Raw genomic sequence first — 21,167 nt, 5'->3', positions numbered from 1 at the left:
TCAGGGGCGGGCGAAGTCTTCGGGCTTCGGGAGTTCGACCGGCACACCGTCTGCGTTGCACGTGCCCGCTGCGCACAACCGCGCACGCAACGCCGGCGTGGCCTGCACGAGGAAGTGATACAGCACGTTTTCCTCGACGCTGCCGCGCACCGCCTCCGACCCCGGACCGCGCGCCCACACACCGACATCGTCGCCGCCGTGCGTCTCCGCGCCCATCGGGACCTGCGCTTCCTGCAGGTAATCGAGCGCTTCGGTGTCGACGTCCGACAGGTCCGGTCGCGCATGGCCCGGCGTCGGTGCGACATGCCCGGGGCCATTCGCGTAACCGAGCGTCGTGTACGGCAGGCCTTGCTTGTCGACGGCCCACGGGCCCGCGCCGGCGTCTTCGCCGCTGATGCCTTTCACCTTGCCGAGGATGGGATTGCCGCGCTGCGGATAGCCCGCGAAATACATCGTGTGCGCGTGGTCGGCGGTGACGAGGATCAGCGTGTCGTCGGCCGAGGTCATCTTCGCCGCCGTGCGCACCGCTTCGGAGAACGCCACGGTGTCTTCCAGCGCGCGACGCGCGTTGCCGTCGTGGTGCGCGTGGTCGATGCGGCCGCCTTCGACGAGCAACACGAAGCCCTTGTCGTTGCGCTGCAGGACGCGCAACGCGGCGGCGGTGAGTTCGGCGAGCGTGGGTTCGCCCGCGGCGTCCTTCGCGCGATCGGCGTCGTAATGCATGTGCGAGGGTTCGAACAGGCCGAGCAGGCGCGGGGCATCGGCGGCGTCGGCAAGTTGCCTGGCGCTCCACACGTAACGGCCATCGGGATGCGCGCGCGTCCATTCGGCGATGAGGTCGCGGCCGTCGCGGCGCAGGCCGTGTTGCTGCGGATATTCCGGGTCGGCCGCGGTGTTGGGCAGGAAGCGCGCGCGGCCGCCGGCCAGCGCGACTTCCGGACCATCGCCGAAGCGCGTTTCGATGAACTGGCGCGCGAGGTCGCGACAGCCCGCGGCCGCAGCGGCGGCCGGCAAGGTGCTGTCGTCTTCCCAGTTGCGATCCGGGCCATGCGCGTACACCGACGCCGGCGTGGCATGCGTGAGGCGCGTCGTGGTGACCACGCCGGTCGACAGGCCTGCGCTCTCGCCGAGTTCGAGGAAACTCAACAGCGTGTTCGCGGCCACGTCCTGGCACTGGCCGCGCTTCGTGCCTTGCCCGATGCCGATCACGCCCAGGCGCGTCTTCGCGCCGGTGGCGATCGCGGTCATCGTGCCGGCCGAATCGGGTGTCTGGTAATCGGTGTTGTAGGTGCGGCTGAGCGCGGTGTGCGGGAATTCCTCGAACGCGAGCAACGTCTCTTCGCCCGGCTGCCCCGCGCGCTGGCCCGCGAGCACGCGCGCGGCGGCGACGGTGGGCAGGCTCATGCCGTCGCCGAGGAACACGATGACGTTGCGCGCATGGCCCGACATGGCCCCATTGGCCGCGGCGCGCGCGGCGCCCGCGCGGTACCACCAGGCGGCGGATTCGCCGGCGGGACGCTGGATGGCGGGGACGTCGATGGCGTGCGGCGTCGTCGCGGGCGTGGCCGGTGCGGCGCTGCCGCTGCGCTCGATGCGCGCCACGGGCGTCGTGCTGCAAGCGGCGGCCAGCGTGGTGCACAACGCAATCAGGATCGGGCGCATCACGGGGTCCGCGGGCAAGGGCCGCCGATCATACGAGACCCGCGCGACCACACGAATCCCGACCCCCGCCATTTGGCACACCAGCGTTCCAGAGATGCACTCGCCGCGCCCACGCGGCCTCGGCTAAGGTCGCTTCCTCGAGTTCCGCCCTGGAACGTCCCCCGGTTGGTTTCGCGATGGCTCTGGTCTCGGCGTGGTTCCGCATTCCCTTCTGGCAGCGCGTGCTTGCCGGTTTCGCGCTGGGCGCACTGGCGGGCTGGCTGTTCGGCGCGGATGCGGAGCGCTGGTTCCAGCCGCTCGGCGACGTGTACGTCAACCTGATCAAGATGATCGCGATCCCGCTGGTGTTCTTCGCGGTGATCAACGCGGTGGGCGCGTTGCACGGACAGAAATCGATCGCCGCGCTCGCGGGGCGCACGTTCCTCTGGTTCGCGGCGACGGCGATCCTCGCGGTCGGCGTGGGCCTGGCGGTGGGGTGGGTGATCAAGCCGGGGCTGGGGGTCGGTGCGTTGTCGATCGCGTCCGATTACACCCCGAAGGACGTGCCCGGCCCGCTCGACGTGTTGTTCAACATCGTGCCGCAGAATCCGTTCCGCGCATTGTCCGCGACGGCGGCGGGCAAGACGGCCGACGGCACCAGCGTGATCATCCCGAGCAACGGCACCGTGCTGCAGGTGATCTTCTTCGCGGGGCTGATCGGGTTCGCCTTCGTGAAGCTCGGCGACAAGGTGACGTCGCTGCGCACGCTGGCGCGCGAATGCAACGAGACGATGATCCAGGTCACGCGCTTCGTGCTGGAGTTCACGCCGCTCGGCACGTTCGGGCTGATCGCGGGGCTGGTGGGCGCGTACGGTTTCGAGAAGCTGCTGCCGCTCGGCAACTTCGTGATCGCGCTGTACGTGGCGTGCCTGATCCAGATCGTGGTCGTGTACACCGGGTTGCTGCTGGCGCACGGGCTCAATCCGCTGAAGTTCTTCCGCGGCGCGGCGCCGGGCATGCAGGTGGGCTTCGTCGCGTCGAGCAGCTTCGCCGCGATGCCGGTGTCGCTGCGCGCGGTCACGCACAACCACGGCGTCGACAAGGATTACGCGGCCTTCGCCGTGCCGCTGGGCGCGACGATCAAGATGGACGGGTGCGGCGCGATCTATCCGGCGCTGGCGGCGGTGTTCATCGCGCAGTACTCGGGCATCGAGCTCAGCACGGGGCAGTACCTCACGATCGCGCTCGCGTCGGTGATCGGCAGCTTCGGCACCGCGGGCGTGCCGGGCACGGCGGTGATCATGGCCACGGTGGTGCTGAGCGCGGCGAGCTTGCCGCTGGAAACCATCGGCTACCTCTACGCGATCGACCGCGTGCTCGACATGATGCGCACGATGACCAATGTCACCGGGCAGATGCTGGTGCCGGTGCTGGTCGCGAAGGAAACCGGGTTGCTGGACCAGGCGGTGTACGACGCCGCGTCGAGCAACGTGGGCCTGGACGAGGCGAAGGAGGGCGCGTGAGCGACGACATCGTGTTGGTCGAGCGTTTCCCCGGCATCGACGATTACATGCGCACGCGCATCGCCGCGGGCATGCATCCGATGTCGCGCGAAGCGGCGACGCGCGCATTGCCGAACACCTTGTATGGCGTGCACCTGGCGCGCGACGGGCAGGTCGTCGGCATGGGCCGCATCATCGGCGACAACGGGTGTTTCTTCACCGTGGTGGACATCGCGATCGTGCCGGAACTGCAGGGTCGCGGCCTGGGCAAGCGCGTCATGACGGCGCTGGATGCGTGGCTGCAGCGCAACGTGCCGCCGTCGGCGTACGTCACGCTGATCGCCGACGGCGACGCCAAGTATCTCTATGCCCAATTCGGCTTCGTCGAAAGCGCGCCGGTCGCCGTCAACATGGAATACGTGATGGAGGCCGGCGGGGTGCGCAGCCACGCGCACCTGCACCTGTCGGATCACTGAGCGGCGCGCTGCTTCGCAAGCTCGGCGTCGAACTTCGCTTCCGCGGCATCGGCGTACGCCTTGCACGTCATCGGCTGTGGATGCGGCGCCTTGGTGTTTTCCGGCGTCCAGCCGCTGGCGTCGGCGTGCGGCGTCAGCAACAGGTCGCACGGCAACGCGCGGATCGTCGCGAACGTGCCCTTGTACATCTCGACGATGCGCGGGATGCGCGGATTGTCGATGAGCTTGTAGCCGGGCGCCGATACGCTGTCGACATACGCGATGCGCAGCGGCTTGCCGTCGCGCGTGTCGGTCCACGTCCAACTGGTGCTGCCCGGCGTGTGGCCCGGCGTGAAGTGCGCGGTGAGGCGCATCCCGCCGATCGACACGACTTCCAGGTCCTGCAGCAGGCGATCGGCCTGCGCGGGCGGATAGGCGATGTCGTCGCCGAAGTGGATGTCGTCGGTGCCGCCGCGCGCGAGCATCGTCGCGGTCTCGGCATTGGCGGCGATCTGCGCGCCGGTCGCGCGCTTCAGGCCCGCAATGGGGCCCGCGTGGTCGCCGTGCGCGTGCGAGGTGAGCAACCAGCGCACGTCGGACGGATCCACGCCGGCCGCGCGGATGTGCGCGAGCAGCATGTCCTTTGCCTGCGGCAGGCCGCCGTCGATGACGATCGCGCCTTCGGGCGTGGCGACCAGCAGCGCGGAAATGCGCGCGGTGCCGATGTACCAGGTGTGGTCGGCGATGCGGAACGGGGCGACGGGCTGGCGCCAGCTGTCGTCGGTTTCGTAGCGGCCCGATTGGGGGAGCAGGGCGTTCGGATCGGCCGCGGACGCAGCGAGCGTGGTGGACAGCAGCGACAGCGCGCACGCGCGCGCCGCGAAGGCGATGGGGGTCATGCGGGCTCCGGCAAGGTGCCGCGCAGCATGCGCCCGCGTGCGCGAACCCGGCAATAAGCGCGGAGCCCGGAACGAAGAAGGCCGCCTTGCGGCGGCCTTCGGACATCGTTGCAGCGTCTGTTACATCGCGACGCGGCGGCCCTGCATGAAGCGGCCGGCCCAGTAGGCATTGGCGAGGTTGTCCACGCGGACGACCTTGCCGCGGCTCGGCGCGTGCAGGAAGCGGCCTTCGCCGACATAGATGCCGACGTGGTTGACGCGACCGCGCAGGCCGAAGAACACCAGGTCGCCGGGGACGAGTGCGGTGCGCTCGACCTGTTCGCCGCTCTGCGCCATCTGGCGCGAGACGCGCGGCAGGTCCATGCCGAGCACCGAGCGATAGACGTAACCGACCAGGCCGCTGCAGTCGAAGCCGCCCTGTTCGGATTCGCCGCCCCAGCGATAGGGCGTGCCGAGCAGGGTCATCGCCTTGGACAGGACGCCCTGGATGCGATCGGTCAGGCCGGGGGTCTTGCTGGTGGCCTGGAGGACGGCGGCGGTGTCGAGGCCGTTGGCTTCGGCGAGGTCGCCGAACACCGGGCGCACGCGGGTCGACGGGACCGACGCGTTCGCCGAGGAGGCCACGAGGGTGGAACCACCCGCGATCGCCGCCGGCGCACCGGAGGTGCTGTCCTGGGCGAAGGCGGAAAGGCTGGTCGCGCACAGCGCGGCGCAGCAGAGAAGTTGGAAAGCACGCGTCCGGAGGAAGCGGGTGGCGGCTTGTGCTGTGGTCAGCTGGGTCGTCACTTGGTCATCACGGTTTCGAAGTCCGGGGGGACCTTAACCTTTGAAGACCATGTGAAGGTTTAATTTCCGTTAGGGCGCCGTGAACAAGTACCGGATTCTGCTCACATTTCGGGAAATGGCCGCTAACAAATCCAGCCGCTTTCACATGAATGCGGTCAACGCAGGACCCGTCGGGCGCCGGTGTAGTGGTCCCGCCACCACGGTCCGTCGAGGTGGTCCAGGCGCACCGTGCCGCCGGTGCGCGGAGCGTGCACGAAGCGCCCTTCGCCGACATAGATGCCGACGTGGCTGACCGTCCCGCCGCTGCCGAAGAAGACCAGGTCGGCCGCGGCCAGGCGTTCCGGTGCGATCCGCGGACCCTGCATGCCGTCCAGGGCGGACGAGGTGCGGGGCAGCTGCACGTGGGCCATGTCGCGGAACACGTAGCCGACCAGGCCGCTGCAGTCGAACCCGCCCTCGGGCGAATTGCCGCCGTACCGGTAGGGCGTGCCGACCAACGAGATGGCCCGCATCAGGACTTCGTTCGCGCGTTCCGGGTCGTCGGGCGTGACCACCGGCCAGGTGCGGGGCATCGCGACCGCGTGCGACGGCGCGGACGGGCGCACGGCCTCGCCCCCGCCGCAGCCGGCGAGCAGTGCGATCGAGACAAAGAGGAGAGGAGCGAGCCCGCGCGCTGGCGCGAGGGTGGGCTTGCCCGGATAATGCGCGGCCTTCATCGCGGCCGAATATGGCCGCTTCCACCCGGCGCTGACAAGCGCCCGCGGCCTGCGCGCCGCCCCGCACCGGAATCCCGAACCCCATGAAGATCGAGAAAGACCGCGTCGTCCGTTTCCATTACGCCGTCAACGAAGCCGCCGCGCACGCCAATGGCGAAACGGCCATCGAGACCTCGAAGGACCGCGAACCGCTGGCCATCCTGTTCGGCCACGGCAACATCATCCCGGGCCTGGAAAAGGCGATGGAAGGCAAACAAGCCGGCGACAGCTTCGGCGCCGACGTCGTGGCCGCCGATGCCTACGGCGAACTGCGCGAAGGCCTGAGCCAGCGCGTGCCGAAGAAGCATTTCGGCAACCAGCGCCTGGAGCCGGGCATGCAGGTCGTGCTGAACACCAACTTCGGCCCGCGCGCGGTGACGATCCAGAAGGTCGGCATGAGCGTGGTGGACATCGACCTCAACCACCCGATGGCCGGCAAGGACCTGCATTTCGACGTCGACATCGTCGAAGTGCGCGAAGCCACCGCGGAAGAGCTCGAGCACGGCCACGTGCACGGCGATGGTGGCCACGAGCACTGATACGCGTCTGCGATAGCGACATTCGAAACGGCCTGCATCTGCGGGCCGTTTCGTTTTTCGGGACAGGGGACCAGGGACCGGGGATCAGGCCCTGGTCCCACTTTTGTCCCGATGACTTCCGGCCCTGATCCACGGCGTCGCCGCGTGCGCTAATGCCGCTACATCCGGAGATGTCCATGTCGACCACCACCTTCTCGCCGGTCGCCGCCAACGAGCGCATCGTGACGCTCGACGTGATCCGCGGCGTCGCGCTGCTCGGCATCTTCCTGATGAACGTCGAGTTCTTCAATCGGCCGATCGCCGACCTCGACGCGGGCCTGCCGCTCGGCGTCACCGGCATCGATCACTGGGCGGGCTGGTTCGTGCACGTGTTCGTGCGCGGCAAGTTCTGGACGATGTTCTCGCTGCTGTTCGGCATGGGCTTCGCGGTGATGCTCACGCGCGCCGAACTCGCCGGGCGCGATTTCTTCAAGCCCTACGTGCGCCGCACGCTCGCGCTGGCGGTGTTCGGTGCGCTGCACTACATCCTGTTGTGGGCGGGCGACATCCTCTTTGCGTATTCGATCGGCGCGGCGTTCCTGCTGGTGATCTTCCACGCGCGGCCGAAGGTGATGGTGTTCATCGGCGTCGCCGCCATCGCGTGCGGCGCGGTGCTAGGCGGATTGACGGCCGCCGGCGTTGCCAAACTGCCGTGGCCACCGTTCCTTGCGCTGGGCGTGCCCGTGCTGCTGCTGGGCGTGTGCGCATGGGCGCTGCGTCGCCAGCCGCTGAAGGCGCTGCGCAACCTGGGATTGATGCTGTACCTGGTGCCGTGCCTGGGCCTGATGGTCGTCGGCGCGCTGTCGCCACAGGTGCCGCAGGCGGAACGCGATCGCGTCGCGCTGTCGGAAGCCGCCACGCCCGCGAAGCAGGCCGAAGTGCGCAAGGACATCGCCGAAACGCAGAAGGCGCGCAAGGAACACGTCGACGAGATCGCCAACGAAGCGCGCGTGATGTCGAAGGGCAGCTACGCCGAAGCGCTGGCGTGGCGCGTTGAACATTTCCCGAAGCAGGCGTCGCAGGACGTGGGCTTCGCGTTGTTCTTCGTCACCGGCATGTTCCTGCTTGGCGCGTGGTTCGTGCGCAGCGGGCTGATGGCCAACCCGGGCGCGCACCTGGATGTGTTCCGCAAGCTCGCCTTGTTCGGCTTGCCGATGGGCCTGGGCATCAGCGTGATCGCGGCCGCCATCGCCACCACGCACCTGCCGGGTCAGAACGACGCGTTGTTCCAGTTCTCGATGGGCTTGTCGCTGCTCGGCAACCTAGCCGCGTGCCTGGGGTACGTCGGCGTCGTGGTGCTGCTGTTCCATTCGCGCTGGCGCGCGTGGGTGGCGCCGTTCGCGCCGGCCGGGCGCATGGCGCTCACCAATTACCTCACGCAGTCACTCGTCGGCACGCTGTTCTTCTACGGCTACGGGCTCGGCCATTACGGCACGGGGCGCGCGTGGCAGGTGTTGTTCGTCGTGGTGGTGTTCGCGGTGCAGCTGGTGGTGAGCCGCTGGTGGTTGTCGCGCTTCCGCTACGGGCCGATGGAATGGCTGTGGCGCAGCTTCACCTACCTGCGCTTGCCGTCGATGCGGCAGCAGCGGTTGCAGCCGGCGTAACGCACGCATCCGCACCAACGAAAACGGCCCGCTTGCGCGGGCCGTTCCGTTCCGACGTGTCGCGATGGATCAGTTCACCGACACCGCGCTCCACGCACGCGCGACGGCGTTGTACTGCGCCGAACCGCTGCCGTAGAGATCCGTGGCCGCCTGCAACGTGGCGGCGCGCGCCTGCGGATACGTGGTGCTCGAGGTGAAGTACAGGTCGAGCGCGCGATACCAGATGCGCTGGGCGGCGTCGCGGCCGATGCCGGTCACGCCGGTGTCGCCGTTGCAGACCAGCTGCGAGGCCGTGTAGCTGAAACCGGCCGGCGAGACCGCGCCTTCCGCGAGCAGGTAGAAGAAGTGGTTGGCCGGGCCCGACGAGTAATGCGGATCCACGCCGCCCAGTCCACCGGCCGGATAGCAGTCATACGAGGCACCGTTGTCCGCCGCGCTCGGCTTGAACATGTAGCGCAGCGCCTTGGTTTCGCCCGGGTTCGACGCGTACAGCTCTTCGCCGATCTTGTAGTCCGGGGTGTCGTTGGCGTTGTTGGCGTAGAACTCCACCATCGTGCCGAAGATGTCGGATGTGGCTTCGTTGAGACCGCCCGAATCGTTCGAGTACGACAAGCCCGACGTTGCCTGCGTCACGCCGTGGCTCATTTCATGGCCCGCCACGTCGATCGCCACGAGCGGCAGGATGCTGCCGCCGCCGTCGCCGTAATACATCGCGTTGGCGTACCACGCCGCGTTGCCCCAGCTGCGGCCGACGTGCACGTAGCTCTTCACGCCCTTGCCGTCGTTGAAGATGCCGTTCCGGCCGAAGGTGTTCTTGTAGTAGTCCCACGTGGTGGCGACACCGAAGTGCGCATCGCCCGCCGCGCTGGCGCGGTCGGCGTTGGTGTTGTTGCCCCAGGTGTTGTCGGCGTCGGTGAACAGCGTCGCGCGGCTGGCGGCCGTGGTGTAGGCGACGTTGTTGGCGTCGTACGTGGCACCGTTGCCGCGCGTGGTGTCGGTCATGTTGAACGTGCCGCCGGAGCTGGCGGTGTTGATGGAGAGGTTGCCGTACAGCAGCGTGCGCGCGGTGCCCACGGCCGGCGTGCCGCCGCCCGAACCGCCGCCGCCCGGCTTGGCGGTATGCACCATGTCCCACTTGTCGAGGATCTTGCCGCTGTTGGCGTCGACGAAGTAATGCATCTCGGTCGGCGTCTGGTCGCGCTTGGTGCCGGAGAAGACCACTTCGTACGCCAGGCGCGGCGCGACGTTGCGCGCGTAGATCACCTTGGTGGCGTTGCGCATGCCGTCGAAGCCCGTGCCGAAGTCGGCGCCGGCCACGATGGTGGCTTCGTCGCCGCCGATGCGCGCGGTCATGTCCGGGCGCGCCGAGGACTTCAGCGACTGGCTGGCCGACTTGAACTGGCCGTTGCGCGAATGCACGACGAAGTCGCCGCCGATCACGGGCAGGCCGCGGAAGGTGCGTTCGAAGCGGACGTGTTCGGTGCCGTCGCGGTCGACGACGACATCCTTCACCGCGAACGCGTCGGCCGCGTTGCGATGGATGGCCGCTCCGGCGGTGCCATCGATCATGCCGACGGCACGGCCGACGGCGGGGTGGTTGGTGTTGGCCGCGTCGGCGGCGCCGGCGGACAGCGCGAGGACGACGGCGACGGCCAGCAGGCGTGGCGTGGACTGCATCTGTAGTACCCCCGAGGAATGGAATGGAAACCGCGCATGCCGTGGCATGCGAAGGCGCCTCTGTGGGCGCCTTCGGCCACGACCGTCGCGGGGCCGGCCGGGGCAAGTCACGCTGCATTGCGCAATCCGCGGAATTTGGCGGCGAACGGTCGCCTGCGGTCGATGAGCGGTCGCATCGCTGCCGGCGAGCGCGTGAAAGCGGGCTTCACGTCACGCAATTTGCGCAAGTCTGTCCCGCCGCGAAGCGGGCTGGCATCCTGCGCGGCGGGCGACCGACGGGGTCCGCGCCATCCAGGGGGAACCACAGCCAGTGCAATCGACGCCGAACCTGACGCCGGTGGATGTCCTCGTGGTCGGGGGCGGGGCGATCGGCCTGGCCTGCGCGCTCGCGCTGCGCGATGCCGGGCGGTCCGTGCGGCTGATCGAGGCCGCGCACGTCGGCGCCGGGGCCTCGCACGGCAACTGCGGCACGATCACGCCGAGCCACGCGCCCCCGCTGGCCTCGCCGGGGATGGTCGGCACCGCGCTGCGTTTCATGCTGCAGCCCGACGCACCGCTGTACATCAAGCCGCGCTTCGATCCGCGCCTGTGGGCGTGGCTGCTGCACTTCGCCGGGCGCTGCAACGTGCGCGACTGGGAAGCCAGCGCGCGGTCGAAGTCGGCGTTGCTCAACCATTCGCGCGCGCGGCTCGCCGACTGGGTGCACGCGAAGCAACTCGATTGCGAATTCGTCGAAGCCGGCGAGGACTACATCTTCCGCGATGCGCGGCGGATGGCGCACGACCTCGCGGAAGTGCCGCTGCTGCGCGAACTGGGCGTGGCGGTCGAGGAATTCGACGGCCCCGCGTACGAAGCGCGCGAGCCCGCGTTGAAGCCGGGCCTGGCGGGCGCGCTGCGCTTTTCCGGCGATGCGTCGCTGCGGCCGGATCGCTACGTGGATGAACTCGCGCGCGTGTTCGTCGCGGGTGGCGGCGAACTGATCGAACAGTGCGCGCTGCAGGACCTGGAAGAAGCCATCAACGGCGTGCGCGTGCAGACGTCGCGCGGCACGTTCGACGCCGGGCAGGTCGTGTGCGCGCTGGGTGCGTGGTCGCCGCGCATGGCGGACGCGATTGGCATGCGCGGCTTGCGGCGCGCGATGCAACCCGGCAAGGGCTACTCGATCACCTACGATCCGCCGGCGCGCGTGCCGAAGCATCCGCTGGTGCTGCGCGAACGCCAGGTGTGCGTGACGGCGTGGGAGCGCGGCTATCGCCTGGGCAGCACGATGGAATTCTCGGGCTACGACGACACGCTCAATGCGCGTCGCCTCGGCGCGCTCGAACGCGGCGCGGCGGAATACCTGCACGAACCGGTCGGCCGCCTCGTGCGCGAACGCTGGTTCGGCTGGCGCCCGATGTGCGCCGACGACGTGCCGCTGATCGGTCGCGTGCCCGGCCGTTCGCGCACGTGGCTGGCGACGGCCCACGGGATGATGGGCATCGGCATGAGCGTGGCCACCGGCGAACTCATCGCGGACCTGGTCACCGGCCGTGCGCCGACGCTCGATCCGAAGCCTTACGACCCCGTGCGATTCGCGTGACTTAGACTCGGCGCCATGGCCGATACCTTCACCCTCGAACGCGGCACCGCGCCGCTGCTGGTCAGCGTGCCGCACGACGGCAGCGAAATCCCCGCCGCGCTCGCCGCGCGCATGACCGAACGCGCGCGCACCGCGCCGGATACCGACTGGCACGTGGCGCGGCTGTACGACGTCGCGCGCGCGCTGGGTGCGTCGATCCTGCGCCCGCGTTTCTCGCGCTACGTGGTCGACCTCAACCGCCCGCGGGACGACACCTCGCTGTACCCGGGGCAGAACACGACCGGCCTGTGCCCGGCGGTGCAGTTCACGGGCGCGCCGGTGTATCTCGACGGACAGGCGCCGGACGAAACGGAAATCGCCGCGCGCGTCGCGACGTACTGGGCGCCGTACCACGCCGCGTTGCAGGCAGAACTGCAGCGCCTGCGCACCGCGCACGGTCGCGTCGTGTTGTGGGAAGGGCACACGATCCGCGGCAGCGACCTGGCGTTCCTGTTCGAAGGCCGGTTGCCCGACCTCAACCTCGGCACCGCGGGCGGCGCGAGTTGTTCGCCTGCGTTGCAGCAACGATTGGAATCGGTACTTGCCGCGCAGCCGGACCACGACTGGGTCGCGAACGGGCGCTTCAAGGGCGGCTACATCACGCGCCACTACGCCGCGCCGGAAAACGGCATCGACGCCGTGCAGCTCGAAATGAGCCAGCGCCTGTACATGGACGAAGACACGTTCGCATGGGACGCCGTGCGTGCGCCGAAGGCACAGGCGATCATCCGCGCGTTGCTGGAAGCGGCGATCGCGTAAAGCAACATCGCGACGTGCAACGGAAAAGGGCGGCCCGAAGGCCGCCCTTTTTTGTTTGCTGCGCCGCTGCGATTACTGCGTCGCGGCCGTGGTCGCGTTCGGACCGATGTACTTGTCGAGGAACGTGGCCATGCGGTTGTACAACTCGGTGATGTTGTCCGGGTTGGAGAAGCCGTGGCCTTCGCCCGGGGCGAGGAAGGTTTCCGGCGGCTGGCCGATGTCGCGCAGCGCCTTGTCCATCGCGCGGAACTGGCCCATGCGCACGTTGGAGTCGGCCTTGCCGTGCACCAGCATCACCGGCACCTTGACCTCCTTCGCGCGGAAGGCCGGCGACGCCTTGGCCAGCGCCGCGGTGTCCTCGCCGAGCGAGCGGACGAAGAAGCGCTCGGTGTCTTCGCTCTCCGATTCCTTGTTGCGCACCAGCATCGTCAGGTCGTACACGCCGACGTAGCCGATCGCGCACTTGTACATGCCGGGGTTGAGGATGGGCTGCATCAGCGCGGAGTAACCGCCGAAGCTGCCGCCGAACATGCAGATCCTCGAAGGGTCGGCCAGCTTCTGGTCGATCGCGTACTTCACGCCGTCGGTGATGTCGTTCTGGATCATCCCGCCCCACTCGCGCATCGCCTGGTTCATGAAGTTGTCGCCGCGACCGCCCGAACCGCGGTAGTTCACCTGCAGCACGCCGTAACCGCGGCTGGCGAGGAACTGCGCGTAGGCATCGAAGCCCCAGTCGTCCGACGGGCCGTACGGGCCACCGTGCGGCATGACGACCATCGGGCGCGGGCCCGTGCCGCCGCCGACCGGTGCGGTGTAGAAGCCGAACAGCTTCACGCCGTCGCGCGTCTTGAATTCGATCGGGCGCACCTGGGCGAGCGTCTTGCCGTCGAACCACGGCTTGCGCGAACCGACCTGCACGATCTTGTTGTTGTTGCCGCGATCGAGCAGGTAGTAGTTGCCCGGCTGGCGGTCGCCGCTGGTCCAGAACAGCACCTTGCTGTCGTCGCGCGTGAACTCCAGGAAGTACACCATCTGGCCCTTGAAGCGCTGCATCAGCGCCGCGTGCAGCTGCGCCCACTTCGAGGCCGGATCCAGGTACTGCACGGACGGCTTCGGCGAGGTGGTGGACACGCCGAAGGGTTCGCCGGCGCGGCCACCCAGCAGGATCGTGCCGACGCTGGCGTCGTCGCGGCCGAACAGCTTGGTGCGCGTGCCGGCCGCCATGTCGATCTTGTACAGCTGGGTCGCTTCGCCCTTGTCGGAGACGCGGCCGTAGAACGTGTTGTTGTCCTGCGCGAACACGCCGCCGGAGATTTCGTACCCGGCGATGGAGGCGGGCAGCGGCATCCACGGCGAGGTCGGCGTCGGGCGGTACGACATGTGCGGCGTGCCGTCCTCGTTGTCGGAATACGCCACGCGCGCGATGCCGTCGTGGTCGAACACGAGGCTGCTTTCGGAGTCGCCGTCCTTGATGCGCTCGACTTCCTTGCGGGTGCCGGTGCGCGAGTCGACCTTGAACACGATCGTGTCCGCCTTCTCGCCGCATTCCTTGATCGTCTGCCAGCAGTAGTAGCTGACCAGGATCTTGCCGGGTTCCTTGTCGAGCACTTCTTCCAGGTACGCCGAGCCTGCGTCCTTGTTGCGGCCGCGCTGGGTGAGTTCGTCCAGCGTGTAGGCGAACAGCGTGCGCTGCTTGTCGCCGGTGAGGTTGGTCGACATCAGCTCGCCCATGTGCGACTTGTATTCGACCATCGGGAAGCGCTTGGCGCGCGCGACGGTGATCTCGTCGTCGTCTGTCCACGTCACGTCCATCACGTGCGACTCGCGGCCGAAGCGCAACGTCTTCACGGTGCTGCCGTCGGACAGCTTGACGATCTGCAGGTTGGTCTCGTGGCCATCGACCGACGGCACGGCGAGCGCGAGGTATTCGCCGGTGGGCGACAGCGCGACTTCGTCGAGGTCGGCGTAGCGGGCGAAATCGGAAGCGGGAATCTGTTGCGCCATCGCCGGCGCGGCGACGAAGGCGAGCGCGCACGTCCAGCGCGCGAGAAGGGTGCGGGTCATGCAATCGTCCTGATGGTGAGCCTCTCCCCGAGGCGCCCGCAGGTTACCGGCTCGCCGCGCGCCGACCAATAGGCCGGAAGGCCCCTTGCCTGAACGGTCGCGGGCCTGCGTCGCGAATCGGACCGCGGGCGGCCCGAAGCGAGAAAAATTCGCATGGCGACGCGGGCCGCGACCCGCGTGGCGTCAGACCTCCAGCGTGGCCAGGTCGCCCTTGAGTTCGAGCCACGACTTGCGATCGCCGGCGCGCTTCTTCGCCAGCAGCATGTCCATCAGCGCGCGGGTCTCGTCGCCGTCGTCCACCGTGAGCTGCACCAGGCGGCGCGTGTCGGGATGGATGGTGGATTCGCGCAACTGCTGCGGGTTCATTTCGCCCAGGCCCTTGAAGCGCGTGACGTGCACGGCGCCCTTGAGCTTCTCGCGTTCGATGCGTTCCAGCAGCAACCGCTTTTCTTCTTCGTCCAGCGCGTAGAACACCTGCTTGCCCACGTCGACGCGGAACAGCGGCGGCATCGCGACGAACACGTTGCCGGCCGTGACCAGCGCGGGGAAATGCCTGAGGAACAACGCCGTGAGCAGCGTGGCGATGTGCAGGCCGTCGGAGTCGGCGTCGGCGAGGATGATCACCTTGCCGTAGCGCAGGCCGGTGATGTCGTCCTTGCCCGGATCGCAGCCGATGGCCACCGCGAGGTCGTGCACTTCGGTCGATGCGAGCACGCTGCCGGAGGCGACTTCCCACGTGTTGAGGATCTTGCCGCGCAACGGAAGGATGGCCTGGAAGTCCTTGTCGCGCGCCTGGCGCGCGCTGCCGCCGGCCGAGTCGCCTTCGACGAGGAAGAGTTCGGTGCGCGAGAGGTCCTGCGAAATGCAGTCGGCGAGCTTGCCGGGCAGGGCGGGGCCTTGCGTGACTTTCTTGCGGACGATCTGCTTTTCGGTCTTCAGGCGCGCGCTGGCGCGTTCGATGGCGAGCTGCGCGATGCGCGTGCCCATCTCGGTGTGCTGGTTGAGCCACAGCGAGAACGCATCGTGCGCGGCGCCTTCGACGAAGCCGGCGGCCTGGCGCGACGACAAGCGTTCCTTCGTCTGCCCGCTGAACTGCGGGTCGGTCATCTTCACCGACAGCACGAACGCGACGCGGTCCCACACGTCTTCCGGCGCCAGCTTCACGCCGCGCGGCAGGAGGTTGCGGAAATCGCAGAACTCGCGCAGCGCATCGGTGAAGCCCGTGCGCAGGCCGTTGACGTGCGTGCCGTGCTGCGCGGTGGGGATGAGGTTGACGTAGCTTTCCTGCACGAGGTCGCCTTCCGGCACCCAGGCCACGGCCCAGTCGACGATCTCGGTGTCCTTCTTCAGCGCGCCCACGAACAGATCCGGCGGCAGCACTTCGCGCGGGCCGTCGGCGTTGAGTTCGCCGCGCAGGTAATCGCGCAGGCCATCCTCGTAGCACCAGTGGACGCGCTCGCCGCTGGCTTCGTCGAACAGGCTCACCGCCAGGCCCGGGCACAGCACGGCCTTGGCGCGCAGCAGGTGCTTGAGCGAGCGCAGGTTGAACTTCGGCGTGTCGAAATATTTCGGATCGGGCCAGAAGCGCAGGCGCGTGCCGGTGTTCTTCTTGCCGACGCTGCCGACGATGTCGAGCGCGGAGGCGCGGTCGCCGTCGGCGAAGGACATGCGGTATTCGTTGCCGTCGCGCTTGATGTACACGTCGACGTGCTTCGACAGCGCGTTCACCACGCTCACGCCCACGCCGTGCAGGCCGCCGGAGAAGGTGTAGTTCTTGTTGCTGAACTTTCCGCCCGCGTGCAGGCGCGTGAGGATCAGTTCGACGCCGGGGATCTTCTGTTCCGGGTGGATGTCCACCGGCATGCCGCGGCCGTTGTCGGACACCTCGCAGCTGCCGTCGGCGTGCAGCACCACTTCGATGCTGTCGGCGTGGCCGGCGAGGGCTTCGTCCACCGCGTTGTCGACGACTTCCTGCGCCAGGTGGTTCGGGCGCGTGGTGTCGGTGTACATGCCCGGGCGGCGCTTGACGGGATCCAGGCCGGACAGGACTTCGATGTCGGCGGCGTTGTAGCGCGAATTCATGCGATGCGATCGATGCGGCGACGTGGGCGCGCAGGATAGCGCGGACGCCGCCGGGCGCCCGCGCTCGTTTTCGGATTACTGCGAGCCGGAAGGCGCCGCCCTGGTGTTGAGCTGCGCGCCCGTGAAGGGATTGAAGCGGTAGCTGCCCGGGAAGCGCTCGCCGGTCGCCGGGTCGAAGCGCGCGGGCAACACGCTGCCCAGCGGCAGCCGGAAGGGATAGGTCTCGTCGAACAGTTTCACGACCAGCTTGCCCTCGGCCAGCGGATCGGCCGTGCGCTTGCCGTCCTTCGCCTTGCCCGGGAAGACGTAGAAGTTGAGGTTGTTGCCCATCTCGCCGACCACGCTCGCCAGCATCGGCTTGAGGATCTGCAGCATCAGCGCGAGTTGCTTGTCGACCTGGTCGGGGGGCAGGGCGGTGTATTCACGGCCGGCGGGATCGACCAGGTGCAGGTCGGCGCGCACTTCGGCTTCGCTGCGGAACTTCTGGACGCCGATGGTGCCCATGTCGCCCACCACGACGCCCACGACCGTGTACTCGCGGAACAGCTCGATGATCGCCTGCTTCTCGGAGTCGGCGACCTTCTTGTCCGCCGCGGTGGCCGCCATCCAGAACTCGGCGGGAAGCCACCACACCAGGTCGATCTTCTGCGGCGAGGCGCTGCTGCGCTGCGTGTCGCGGATGATCTCGTCGAGCTGGTAGGCGACCGCCGGGCTGGCGGTGGCGTGGTTGGCGGCGGGTTCGGCGGCCCGGGCGGCGGGCGAGGCCAGCACGGCCAGCAGCAAGCCGGCCGCGCAAGTGCGGAGTCGCGACATCGTGTGTTTTTCCCCTGGTTGGTGCGCGCGAGCATGGGGAAACGGCGCCGGATCGGTCAAGCCGGTCGCGGTCCCGGGCCGCTCCCGGTAGACTACGGCTTTCCGGAAGCCTGCTTTCCCATGCGCCCTCCTGGTTCCCAGACACCGCTCGTGTTCGTCACCGGCGGCGTCGTCTCCTCGCTCGGCAAGGGCATCGCGGCGGCCTCGCTCGCGGCCATCCTCGAAACGCGCGGCCTGCGCGTGACGCTGATGAAGCTCGACCCGTACATCAACGTCGATCCCGGCACGATGAGCCCGTTCCAGCACGGCGAGGTGTACGTCACCGACGACGGCGCCGAGACCGACCTGGACCTGGGCCACTACGAGCGCTACGTCCGCACCCGCCTGTCGCGCAAGAACTCCATCACGACCGGCCGCATCTACGAGAACGTGATCCGCAAGGAGCGCCGCGGCGACTACCTCGGCGGCACCGTGCAGGTCATCCCGCACATCACCGACGAGATCAAGCGCTGCATCGACGAGGCCACCACCGGCTTCGACGTGGGGCTGGTGGAGATCGGCGGCACGGTGGGCGACATCGAGTCGCTGCCGTTCCTCGAGGCCATCCGCCAGATCCGCACCGAGCGCGGCCCCGAGCACGCGTTGTTCATGCACCTCACGCTGGTGCCGTTCATCGCGGCCGCGGGCGAGCTGAAGACCAAGCCGACGCAGCACTCGGTGAAGGAACTGCGTTCGATCGGCATCCAGCCGGACATCCTGTTGTGCCGCAGCGAGCAACCGCTGCCGGACGGCGAGCGCCGCAAGATCGCGCTGTTCACCAACGTGCCGGAAAAGGCGGTGATCTCGGCCGTCGACCTGGACAACATCTACAAGATCCCGATGTGGCTGCACGCGCAGGGCCTGGACCAGATCGTGGTCGAGCGCCTGCAACTCGATTGCAAGCCCGAAGCCGACCTGTCGGAATGGAACGCGGTGGTCGACGCGACCGAACACCCGGTCGACGAAGTCACCATCGCCGTCGTCGGCAAGTACGTCGACCACCAGGACGCGTACAAGTCGCTCGCCGAGGCGCTGAAGCACGGTGGCCTGCGCCAGCGCACGCGCGTGCGCCTGAAGTGGCTCGAATCGCAGGACGTGGAGAAGGACGGCGGCAAGGCGCTGGAAGGCGTCGACGGCATCCTGGTGCCCGGCGGCTTCGGCGATCGCGGTTTCGAAGGCAAGGTGCTCACCGCCAAGTTCGCGCGCGAACACCACGTGCCGTACTTCGGCATCTGCTACGGCATGCAGGCCGCGGTGGTCGATTACGCGCGCCACGTGCTCATGCTCGACGACGCCAACAGCACCGAGAACGACAAGCAGTCGAAGCACCCCGTCATCGGCCTGATCACCGAGTGGCGCACCGCCACCGGCGATGTCGAACGCCGCAGCGAAGAAAGCGACCTCGGCGGCACGATGCGCCTGGGCCTGCAGGACCAGCGCATCAAGCCCGGCACGCTCGCGCACGCGGTGTACGGCAAGGACGTGGTGGGCGAGCGTCATCGCCATCGTTACGAATTCAACAACCGCTATCGCACGCAGCTCGAAGACGCGGGCCTGGTCTTCAGCGCCAAGTCGATGGACGACCTGCTGGTCGAGATGATCGAACTGCCGCAGTCGCAGCATCCGTGGTTCCTGGCCTGCCAGGCGCACCCGGAGTTCCTGTCCACGCCGCGCGACGGGCATCCGCTGTTCATCGGCTTCATTCGCGCCGCGCGCGAACATAAAGCCAATGCAGGCCAGGCCGTCGGCCGCCTGCTCAAGGAGGCGAGCGCATGAACCTCGCGGGATTCGAGGTCGGCCTCGACAAGCCCTTCTTCCTCATCGCCGGCCCCTGCGTCATCGAGTCGATGGAGCTGCAACTGCAGACCGCCGGCACGCTGAAGGAAATCACCAGCGAACTCGGCATCCCCTTCATCTTCAAGTCGAGCTTCGACAAGGCCAACCGCACGTCGGGCACCAGCTTCCGCGGCCCCGGCCTGGAGGAAGGTCTCAAGGTGCTGGCCGAAGTGAAGCGCCAGCTCGGCGTGCCGGTGCTCACCGACGTGCACGAATACACGCCGATGAACGAAGTGGCCGAGGTCTGCGACGTGCTGCAGACGCCCGCGTTCCTGTGCCGCCAGACCGATTTCATCCGCAACGTCGCCAGCGCCGGCCGCCCGGTCAACATCAAGAAGGGCCAGTTCCTGTCGCCGTGGGAAATGAAGCACGTGGCGAACAAGGCGAAGGAAACCGGCAACGAGCAGATCATGGTCTGCGAGCGCGGCGCGAGCTTCGGCTACAACAACCTCGTCAGCGACATGCGTTCGCTGAGCGTGATGCGCGATACCAACTGCCCGGTGGTGTTCGACGCGACGCATTCGGTGCAGCTGCCGGGCGGCGCCGACGGCAAGAGCGGCGGCCAGCGCGAATTCGTGCCGGTGCTCTCGCGCGCCGCGATGGCGGTGGGCATCGCCGGCATCTTCATGGAAACGCACCCCGATCCCGACAAGGCCTTGAGCGACGGCCCCAACGCGTGGCCGCTGCCGAAGATGCGCGCGCTGCTCGAGACGCTGCTCGAGATCGACCGCATCACGAAGAAGAACGGATTCCTGGAAGACACACTGACCCGATGATGACCATCTCGAAGATCCACGCGCGCGAAATCCTCGACAGCCGCGGCAATCCCACCCTCGAAGCCGACGTCACGCTGTCCGACGGCAGCTTCGGCCGCGCGATGGTGCCGTCCGGCGCCTCCACCGGCACGAAGGAAGCGGTCGAGCTGCGCGACGGCGACAAGACGCGCTACCTCGGCAAGGGCGTGCGCAAGGCGGTGGGCAACGTCAACACGACGATCGCCACCGCGCTGCACGCCTTCGACGGCGACCAGGAAGCGCTCGACCGCCGCCTGATCGACCTCGACGGCACCGAGAACAAGGGTCGCCTGGGCGCCAACGCGCTGCTCGGCGTGTCGCTGGCCTTCGCGCATGCCGTCGCGGCCTCGCGCAAGTTGCCGCTGTGGCGTTCGCTCGCCACCTCGGACAACGTCACGCTGCCCGTGCCGATGATGAACATCATCAACGGCGGCGCGCATGCCGACAACAACGTCGACCTGCAGGAATTCATGGTGCTGCCGGTCGGCTTCGATTCGTTCGCCGAATCCCTGCGCGCCGGCACCGAGATCTTCCACGCGCTCAAGTCCGTGCTGAAGGGCCGCGGCCTGAGCAGCGCGGTGGGCGACGAAGGCGGCTTCGCGCCGGACCTGCGTTCGAACGAGGAAGCGCTGGAAACCATCCTCGAAGCGATCGGCAAGGCCGGCTACAAGGCCGGCGAAGACGTGCTGCTGGGCCTGGACGTCGCGTCGAGCGAATTCTTCGACAACGGCAAGTACAACCTCACCGGCGAAGGCAAGCGCCTGACGTCGGAACAGTTCGTCGACTTCCTCGCCGGCTGGGCCGCGCAGTACCCGATCATCACCATCGAAGACGGCATGGCCGAACACGACTGGGCCGGCTGGAAGCTGCTCACGCAGCGCCTCGGCGATCGCGTGCAGCTGGTCGGCGACGACCTGTTCGTCACCAACCCGCGCATCTTCAAGGAAGGCATCGAGCAGGGCGTGGCCAACGCGATCCTGATCAAGGTCAACCAGATCGGCACGCTCACCGAAACGCTGGAAGCCATCGCGATGGCCGACCACGCGCGCTATGCGGCGATCGTCTCGCACCGCTCCGGCGAAACCGAGGACACCACCATCGCCGACATCGCGGTGGCCACCACGGCGACGCAGATCAAGACCGGCTCGCTGTGCCGGTCCGACCGCGTGGCCAAGTACAACCAGTTGCTGCGCATCGAAGAACAGCTGGGCACGGCCGCGCGTTACGCCGGTCGCGATGCCTTCGTGTCGCTGAAGCGCTGA

The 21,167-nt window shown here is 68.1% G+C and carries 17 protein-coding genes; 9 read left to right on the top strand and 8 right to left on the bottom strand.

All coding sequences use genetic code 11. The features are described 5' to 3' along the window. Positions 1-1,662 (bottom strand): alkaline phosphatase, encoded by a 1,662-nt coding sequence (locus LYSCAS_RS02010; protein ID WP_213435372.1) that lies wholly within the window; start codon positions 1,660-1,662, stop codon positions 1-3. A 176-nt stretch (positions 1,663-1,838) separates the two neighbouring features. Here LYSCAS_RS02010 and LYSCAS_RS02005 point away from each other — a divergent pair, with 176 nt between their 5' ends. Beyond that, on the top strand, positions 1,839-3,164 hold the full coding sequence (locus LYSCAS_RS02005) for a dicarboxylate/amino acid:cation symporter (protein WP_213435371.1): 1,326 nt from the start codon (positions 1,839-1,841) through the stop codon (positions 3,162-3,164). A 71-nt stretch (positions 3,165-3,235) separates the two neighbouring features. Beyond that, the gene (locus LYSCAS_RS02000; protein ID WP_213437509.1) at positions 3,236-3,619 is read left to right on the top strand and encodes a GNAT family N-acetyltransferase; all 384 of its coding nucleotides are present in this window, start codon (positions 3,236-3,238) and stop codon (positions 3,617-3,619) included. Here the strand turns inward: LYSCAS_RS02000 and bla are convergent. From bla to LYSCAS_RS01985, 3 genes are all read right to left on the bottom strand, one after another. Continuing rightward, a complete protein-coding gene (gene bla / locus LYSCAS_RS01995; protein WP_213435370.1) occupies positions 3,613-4,497 on the bottom strand; it encodes a subclass B3 metallo-beta-lactamase in 885 nt (294 codons plus the stop codon). The genes LYSCAS_RS02000 and bla overlap by 7 nt on opposite strands. 120 nt (positions 4,498-4,617) lie before the next feature. After that, positions 4,618-5,283 (bottom strand): C40 family peptidase, encoded by a 666-nt coding sequence (locus LYSCAS_RS15945; protein ID WP_244858629.1) that lies wholly within the window; start codon positions 5,281-5,283, stop codon positions 4,618-4,620. A gap of 155 nt (positions 5,284-5,438) precedes the next feature. Then, positions 5,439-5,999 (bottom strand): C40 family peptidase, encoded by a 561-nt coding sequence (locus LYSCAS_RS01985; RefSeq protein WP_213435369.1) that lies wholly within the window; start codon positions 5,997-5,999, stop codon positions 5,439-5,441. Positions 6,000-6,082: 83 nt separating this feature from the next. On the opposite strand from LYSCAS_RS01985, the gene LYSCAS_RS01980 reads away from it, so the two are divergent. Continuing rightward, complete coding sequence (locus LYSCAS_RS01980) at positions 6,083-6,577, top strand: FKBP-type peptidyl-prolyl cis-trans isomerase (protein ID WP_213435368.1); 495 nt, start codon at positions 6,083-6,085, stop codon at positions 6,575-6,577. Between the two features lie 176 nt (positions 6,578-6,753). Further along, the gene (locus tag LYSCAS_RS01975; RefSeq protein ID WP_213435367.1) at positions 6,754-8,220 is read left to right on the top strand and encodes a DUF418 domain-containing protein; all 1,467 of its coding nucleotides are present in this window, start codon (positions 6,754-6,756) and stop codon (positions 8,218-8,220) included. A gap of 69 nt (positions 8,221-8,289) precedes the next feature. On the opposite strand, the gene LYSCAS_RS01970 is transcribed toward LYSCAS_RS01975, so the two are convergent. Beyond that, on the bottom strand, positions 8,290-9,897 hold the full coding sequence (locus tag LYSCAS_RS01970) for a M4 family metallopeptidase (protein WP_213435366.1): 1,608 nt from the start codon (positions 9,895-9,897) through the stop codon (positions 8,290-8,292). A gap of 310 nt (positions 9,898-10,207) precedes the next feature. Between LYSCAS_RS01970 and LYSCAS_RS01965 the strand changes: the two genes are divergently transcribed. After that, the gene (locus tag LYSCAS_RS01965) at positions 10,208-11,479 is read left to right on the top strand and encodes an NAD(P)/FAD-dependent oxidoreductase (RefSeq protein ID WP_213435365.1); all 1,272 of its coding nucleotides are present in this window, start codon (positions 10,208-10,210) and stop codon (positions 11,477-11,479) included. Positions 11,480-11,494: 15 nt separating this feature from the next. Then, positions 11,495-12,277 carry an N-formylglutamate deformylase gene (gene hutG / locus LYSCAS_RS01960; protein WP_213435364.1) on the top strand — a complete coding sequence of 261 codons (783 nt, stop codon included), beginning with the start codon at positions 11,495-11,497 and terminating at the stop codon, positions 12,275-12,277. Between the two features lie 72 nt (positions 12,278-12,349). Here hutG and LYSCAS_RS01955 read toward each other — a convergent pair whose 3' ends face one another. The 3 genes from LYSCAS_RS01955 to LYSCAS_RS01945 all read right to left on the bottom strand — a co-directional run bounded on the left by LYSCAS_RS01955 (position 12,350) and on the right by LYSCAS_RS01945 (position 17,236). Beyond that, a complete protein-coding gene (locus tag LYSCAS_RS01955) occupies positions 12,350-14,341 on the bottom strand; it encodes an alpha/beta hydrolase family protein (protein ID WP_213435363.1) in 1,992 nt (663 codons plus the stop codon). A gap of 183 nt (positions 14,342-14,524) precedes the next feature. Beyond that, positions 14,525-16,423, bottom strand: a complete 1,899-nt coding sequence (gene parE / locus LYSCAS_RS01950) for a DNA topoisomerase IV subunit B (protein WP_213435362.1) — start codon at positions 16,421-16,423, stop codon at positions 14,525-14,527. A 75-nt stretch (positions 16,424-16,498) separates the two neighbouring features. Further along, positions 16,499-17,236: a hypothetical protein gene (locus LYSCAS_RS01945; RefSeq protein ID WP_213435361.1), complete on the bottom strand. Its 738-nt coding sequence runs from the start codon at positions 17,234-17,236 to the stop codon at positions 16,499-16,501. A gap of 120 nt (positions 17,237-17,356) precedes the next feature. Between LYSCAS_RS01945 and LYSCAS_RS01940 the strand changes: the two genes are divergently transcribed. From LYSCAS_RS01940 to eno, 3 genes are read left to right on the top strand one after another with little or no spacing between them, the layout of a single operon-like run. After that, positions 17,357-19,051 carry a CTP synthase gene (locus LYSCAS_RS01940; protein WP_213435360.1) on the top strand — a complete coding sequence of 565 codons (1,695 nt, stop codon included), beginning with the start codon at positions 17,357-17,359 and terminating at the stop codon, positions 19,049-19,051. After that, a complete protein-coding gene (kdsA, locus tag LYSCAS_RS01935) occupies positions 19,048-19,887 on the top strand; it encodes a 3-deoxy-8-phosphooctulonate synthase (RefSeq protein ID WP_213435359.1) in 840 nt (279 codons plus the stop codon). Before LYSCAS_RS01940 ends, kdsA begins: the two co-directional genes overlap by 4 nt. Next, on the top strand, positions 19,884-21,167 hold the full coding sequence (gene eno, locus LYSCAS_RS01930) for a phosphopyruvate hydratase (RefSeq protein WP_213435358.1): 1,284 nt from the start codon (positions 19,884-19,886) through the stop codon (positions 21,165-21,167). The genes kdsA and eno overlap by 4 nt, the downstream gene beginning before the upstream one ends.

Origin of the sequence: Noviluteimonas caseinilytica (assembly GCF_018406605.1) — a bacterium.
GTDB classification, from domain to species: Bacteria; Pseudomonadota; Gammaproteobacteria; order Xanthomonadales; family Xanthomonadaceae; genus Noviluteimonas; species Noviluteimonas caseinilytica.
The sequence above is the reverse complement of the archived record's forward strand: the minus strand, read 5'-3'. Positions and strand labels throughout refer to the sequence as shown.